This window comes from Polaribacter sp. PL03, from assembly GCF_033875165.1.
Lineage (GTDB): Bacteria > Bacteroidota > Bacteroidia > Flavobacteriales > Flavobacteriaceae > Polaribacter.
Map to the genome: position 1 here is coordinate 1 of NZ_JAWZSV010000014.1, position 6498 is coordinate 6498.

Below are 6498 nucleotides of genomic sequence, written 5' to 3' on the forward strand. Positions count from 1 at the left end.
GAACTAACAATTTAAAAACAAAACTAGTTCAAAATATTTTTTGCCTTCTAAACGACTAAAAAAAAAGTTTGAACGGTATAAATTAACCTAAAAAAAGGTCAACCTATATCAGTATAATACATACAAAATGAACAGAGGAATAATTTTAATAATAACACTTATCTTTTTCACATCTTGCAAAGAGGAAAAGCAAATTAATGTAGATAAATTAGGAGAAATAATTAAAGTTGAAAAGAGAGATTCCTTATCAATTTCAATCAATATGCCAGCAAATTCATTTACAGTTTTAAATGTTTGGCTAAAACCTTATGACGAATTTTATTTAGAGTTTAAAAATAGAAGTGAAAATGATAGTATTCTTGTAAAAAAACTTCCTCTACTTTATGATAATTATCAAATGAATTTTGGATTTTTTAGTTATAATAAAAATAATGATTTTATTATGACCAATAGACACTTCATAGCAAATCAAGTTTATCCAGATATTGAACTTAAATTAGATTCAACCATTTTAGAATACATAAAAAAACAGCCAAATAATATTTTAACGGATAGTATCTATAATAGCTACCAAAATTTAGGTATAAAATATTTTAAAAATAAAAACCTAAAAACTTCTGAACTTGAAAAAGAACTAGACAGTTTAAATACATTTTTTAAAAATTTATCGAGTAATCAAAAGGTTAATTCTCTAATTAATGAAATGCTTTATTTAGACAAAATTCAAAATATAAAGCCTAAAGACGAAAGAATCAAGAAGTTTCTGGAAAAGAGTAAAGAAATTTTAACTGGCAGTGCGCAATCTGCACTTTTGTTCAATTATTTTAAAAATAATGCGGAAATCCTTAATTATAATGAATTGAACACAAACAAATACACTAAAACTTATATAGAATTATTAGCAATTGGTGCATATCGATTTTTAAAATTTGTAGATAATAAAGGAGACACAAGATATAACCAAGCCGTAAGTTGGTTAAAAACAACAGATTTTTATAAGCGAGACTCAACTTATATTAAGAAACAAATTACACCTTTAAGTAATGAAAATTTCAAGAAATATTTGAGTAAGTTGACATTGTTAGATATAGATGGAAAACAAATATCAATTTCCAAAATCATAAGCCAAAACAAAACTCAATACTATTTAATTGACTTTTGGGCAACTTGGTGTGCGCCATGTATCCAAGGTGTGAAAACGATGAATAAAATGAACATTCCTAAAAATGTAAAAGTCATAAGCTTTAGTATCGATAAAGAAAAAGACACAGAAAAATGGAAATTAAAGACCAAAGAACTAAAACAAGAGCTTACATACTGGTTTAATGAACAAAAACCAGAAAATAAAGGATTTACTGAATTTATTGAGATACAATCTATTCCTCGATATGTTTTAATCGACAAAAATATGAATCTGATTGACCAAGCATTTTATCATCCACAAGAGCCTCAATTTTTATCTAAATTAAAAGATATAAAAAGCAATAAATATTGGTAGAAAAAAAACGTTTTACAACACCGTATATAATTTATTGCTGGCTTCTCGCTTACTTACGAAAGTCCTCTCGGACTTTCTTGGTTGGTAATTATTTACTAAATTAGTTGCTTGAAACACGCAACAAACCATATACAACAACGTTGTAATTCATTGTTCAGAAAAATTGAAACGCTGAAAAAAAGCGAATTGAAAAACTGAATTTAGACGAATAAATTTTAAATCACTCAAATTCTGAATTGAATTTTTTTGTGGAATTCACTCAAATGCTGAAATGTTGAAAACGGAATTTTGTGGAACACTCTCTCGCGAATTACAAATCAAACGGAATTGAAAATCTTTGCGGAATTAAAACGTTGGAATTTGCTCAAAAACAAAATCAAAAATGCGGAATTTTGTCCGCGATTTTTTTTTTAGAAAAAGTGTTTTAAAGTTAAAATGTGTGAAATCACTCAAATGCTGAAAAGTTGAAAATGGAATTAAAATGTATTTACTCAAATGTTTCACAACAAAATTACAACACCGTATAAAAAAAATTGCTTAATTTTATGCCTTATCAAAGCTTTTTGCTTTTTTAAAAATACTTCTAATTTTCCGGTGGAAAATTTGCCGCATTTTTAAATCGCAAAAATTTTTATACCAAAACGTTGCCATTCATTGGCGGAACGAACTCTGATTCAAAAAATCGGAACATTAAAAAACTAATTTTATTATGAAAAATCAAACCAAATGGAAAATTTCAACTTTAATTAGTTTAATCTGCTTGATAATTCCTTTTTCAATATATAGTTTATGGATTTATGTTTTTAATTTAGGAACAACACAAGCCGAAAGAGTTTCTGTTTTTAAGGATTATTTCCCAGATTTTCTAGATGGAAGATGGAGCACAACAATTTTTAGTATAATTTTTAGTATTTCAGCAGTAATTTTAAGTAGTATTAATCTTAAGCATTTAAAAAAAATATGGAAATTAATAAACATTATAATTCTAATATTGAGCGGCATATTATTGTTTCTAAATCTATTTTCAATGATGTAATCTTTATATTATGATTGAATTTAATTAAGTTAAAACCTGAATAATTAATTATTCGGAATTGAAAAGGTTTGTGAAAACCGAACTACACTATGAATTTAGCAAGTTGCGGAATTACTCACTCAATCGGAATTGAAAAAGTTTGCGGAATAAGTAACTAAACGAATTTACTCAAATACTGAAAAAACAGAAAACGGAATTAAGCCCAATAATTAAAAACCTGAATAAAAACAACGAAATGGCAACACCGTATATAATTTATTGCTGGCTTCTCGCCTACTTACGAAAGTCCTCGCGGACTTTCTTGGTCGGTAATTATTTACTAAATTAGTTGCTTGAAACACGCAACAAACCATATACAACAACGTTGTGTGTAATTAAACCCGAAACTACCGATAAGTGGAAAAATTCATTAAAATAATCCGAAATCCTTACGAAGAACCTTATCATATAAACCTGATATTTAAAGCGTCGAATGGAGAAAGTTGTGGGCAACTTGAGATTTATGATAATGCTGAAAAACTTGAAAAATTAGCAGATGTTTTAGAGTCTTTTCCTTTCAAAGAAACAAAAACATTTCTTTGGGAATTAGGTTCTGAAAAAGTAAAAGACAATTTTGCTTTTTATTTCAAATGTGAATTTTCTTTAATTAAACATTCGAGCGAATGTGTTGTCGGAATTAGATTAAACAATAACGAAAATGGAATTGAAAAATCTATTTCTGAATTTTACATTAATTGCTATCCTGCTGAATTAAATAAATTAGGCGAATTATTTCGTGAGTTTTCAAAATTGGAAAAGGAAACTCTGACGTGGAATGGTTTAAATGGAAAAGTGGAATAGAAATTTACACAAAACCGACAATAATTAAAAAAACAAATGACAAATAAGTTAAAAATAAAGGAATTAGAAAGAAGAATTGACGAAGTTTTATATTACGTTTGGGATCCTATCGGAGTGTCTGAAGAACCTTGCGCAAGAGGTGAATATAGTTCATACACAATGACAATTCTTAAATACGTTCTAAACGAGGATTTGGAAAAAATTACAAATCAATTGAAAAATATTGAAATAGATTCTATGGGATTAACTTCAAATAGTGAGCAAAATCTAATTGTAGCGAAGCTATTGTTGGAATATAAAAATGCTATTGAAGAAGGATTAAAATAACTACACACAACACCGTATAAACTTTATTGCTGGTTTTGGCTCACTTGGGAAATTCCTGCGGAATTTCGCCGTTCGTGTTTTATTTAGTAAATTCACTGCTTAAACATCGCAACAAAGCTTATACAACAACGTTGTAAGCAATTTGAGAAAAACCTCGTTACTCAACCAAAAACATAGTTCACTCATTATGATTTTTATAAAAGAAATAACTGGATTATTTTTGAGAAACTAAATAACTAAAATGAAATTTTTAATTACAATATCACTTCTTATCTTTTCCCTTCTGACTTTCGGACAAGAAAAAACAACTTTTGAATTTGATGATGAGAAAAGGTTAAATATTGAATTGAAAGAAAAAATTCAAAAAATCATAATTGAAAAGGAAAACATAAAAAACAATAATTCCGAAAATTATATCTATGATTTTGATAAAAATGGAATCCCACTAAAAATAGTTAAGAATGGATTAGGAGTTGATGTTATCAATAGAACTTTGAGAGACGAAGGAATCCACTACGATTTTAAAAATGGAAAACTTGTTTCTAAACTAAATAAAATGGTAAGTGGATTAGATGGAGAAACTTACAAATATGATGAGAATTGGAATCTAATTCTTGAAAAACATTATATGAACAATATTCTTGTCAAAGAAATATCGCAAAAATTTGACAATGAAAACAAAATCACAAAAAAAACGGAATACTTGTATGGTGGTTTTAGTGATTACAATGAAAAAACTCAAGAAGGAAAAGAAAATTACATATATGAAAAAGAAGATTATGAATATGACAGTAGCAATAATTTAATACTAATAACCTCTCACAACTTTAAAAGAAATTTCATTGAAGAAAGAATTTTTAAATTTGACTTAAATGGTAATATTATAGAGGAAGGTCAATGTATGAAATCGAATGGAAAAACTGAATGTACGTATAAACCATTATTTGGCTTTGAGTATGACAATCAAAATCGTCAAGTTAGGAAGTTTCAACTTGCTCAATTCTCACCTCACAATACAGACCAAATCTTTAAGTACGATAATAATGGCAACAAAATAGAATCGATAGGATATTATATCTACCCAAATAAAGAACCAATAATTGGATATAATTTCAAATACGAATACAACGAGTTTGGGAATAAAACTAAAGATGTCGAAGTCATTGGAAAATATAGACGGCTAAGATTTGATAAATATAAAACTGAAGTTACCGAATATGACAAATTCCAGAACATAAAATTAGAAGAATACTTGACTGAATCTGGAACACCTATAAAAGTTGTTATTAATAATTATGAGTATGATAACTTTGGCAATTGGATAAAAAAAGAAACAAAAGAAGGAAAAACACACGAAGATTTAGAAACAACTGAAATTACGATTAGAGAAATAGAATATTACTAATAAAAACTGCTTACAACACCGTATATAATTTATTGCTGGCTTCTCGCCTATTTACGAAAGTCCTCGCGGACTTTCTTGGTCGGTAATTATTTACTAAATTAGTTGCTTGAAACACGCAACAAACCATATACAACAACGTTGTAATTCATTGTTCAGAAAAATTGAAACGCTGAAAAAAAGCGAATTAAATTTGTGAAAAAACTAAAAGACACTCAAATTCTGAATTAAAATCTTTGTGGAAATCACTCAAATTTGGAATTCAGCAATGTTGGAAAACTGAATTTTGTGGAACACTCTCTCGCGAATTACAAATCAAACGAAATTGAAAATATTTGCGGAATTAAAACGTTGGAATTTGCTCAAACTCGAAACCAAAAATGCGGAATTTGCTCACGATTTTTTTTTTAGAAAAAGTGTTTTAAAGTTAAAATGCGGAAAATAACTCAAACGCTGAAATGTTGAAAACGGAATCAAAATGTGTTTACTCAAATGTTTCACAACAAATTACAACACCGTATAAAAAAAATTGCTAAATTAGTGCTTTAACAAAGGCAGTTGCTTTTTTAAGTGAGCTTCTGAATTTCCGTTGGAAATTCCTCGCGCACTTAAAACGCAACTATTTTTATACCAAAACGTTGTGCGTCATTTAAGAAAAATCTAGAATGAAATAAAAATTATGGGAATATTTGACTTTTTTAAGAAAAAAACAAACGGAAAAACTAATGAAAATCCGATTGACGAAACGCAATTAGAATTTATTGAAAAATCTACAAATAATGCTGAAAGACTAGTTTCAAGTTTCAACGAACGACTTGATGACGGATTAAATTATAGTGAATCTAGTTTAACTGTTTTAGATGACGAAATTTTGAGTTTATTCTCGGAAAACAAAGACGATATGGATTCTGGAATGTTGGAAGATATAATTGCACAAGCTGGCTCATATATTTTTGAAGTTGCGAGACGAAATTATGGCGGAAAATATTATTGGTACGACCAATTAAACCAACCGATTTTAGTTACGGGACAACCTGAATTTGAAATATCAATTCTAGCTTTTGAGAAAGTTAAGCAACGAATCGAAAACGGAACTGAAGACAATATTCCTTTCTTTTTCACAGGTTATTCAGAACGTGTGAAAAAAGGAAAAAAAGGAGATAAAGCAATGATAACATAAAAAACGAACGCACAACACCGTATATAATTTATTGCTGGCTTCTCGCCTACTTACGAAAGTCCTCGCGGACTTTCTTGGTCGGTAATTATTTAATAAATTAGTTGCTTGAAACACGCAACAAACCATATACAACAACGTTATATTTCATTGCTCAAAAATCCAAAAATGCGGAATTGAAACTCTGAAAAACAAAAAAACTGAATATTTGTGGAACA

Annotated in this window: 6 protein-coding genes; all 6 read left to right on the forward strand. The window is 28.3% G+C overall.

Going from position 1 to position 6498, the window contains the following annotated elements; translation table 11 throughout:
- Window positions 1-127: 127 nt before the first annotated feature.
- The 6 genes from SHK09_RS15045 (at window position 128) to SHK09_RS15070 (ending at window position 6283) form a co-directional block, all read left to right on the forward strand.
- Entirely contained in the window at window positions 128-1498 is a 1371-nt protein-coding gene (locus SHK09_RS15045) for a TlpA disulfide reductase family protein (RefSeq protein WP_319811612.1), read from the forward strand.
- Window positions 1499-2207: 709 nt separating this feature from the next.
- The gene (locus SHK09_RS15050) at window positions 2208-2534 is read left to right on the forward strand and encodes a hypothetical protein (RefSeq protein WP_319811613.1); all 327 of its coding nucleotides are present in this window, start codon (window positions 2208-2210) and stop codon (window positions 2532-2534) included.
- Between the two features lie 396 nt (window positions 2535-2930).
- Complete coding sequence (locus SHK09_RS15055) at window positions 2931-3374, forward strand: hypothetical protein (RefSeq protein WP_319811614.1); 444 nt, start codon at window positions 2931-2933, stop codon at window positions 3372-3374.
- Window positions 3375-3410: 36 nt separating this feature from the next.
- A complete protein-coding gene (locus tag SHK09_RS15060; protein ID WP_319811615.1) occupies window positions 3411-3701 on the forward strand; it encodes a hypothetical protein in 291 nt (96 codons plus the stop codon).
- 241 nt (window positions 3702-3942) lie between these two features.
- Window positions 3943-5106, forward strand: a complete 1164-nt coding sequence (locus tag SHK09_RS15065) for a hypothetical protein (protein ID WP_319811616.1) — start codon at window positions 3943-3945, stop codon at window positions 5104-5106.
- Between the two features lie 676 nt (window positions 5107-5782).
- A complete protein-coding gene (locus SHK09_RS15070) occupies window positions 5783-6283 on the forward strand; it encodes a hypothetical protein (protein WP_319811617.1) in 501 nt (166 codons plus the stop codon).
- Window positions 6284-6498: the final 215 nt, after the last annotated feature.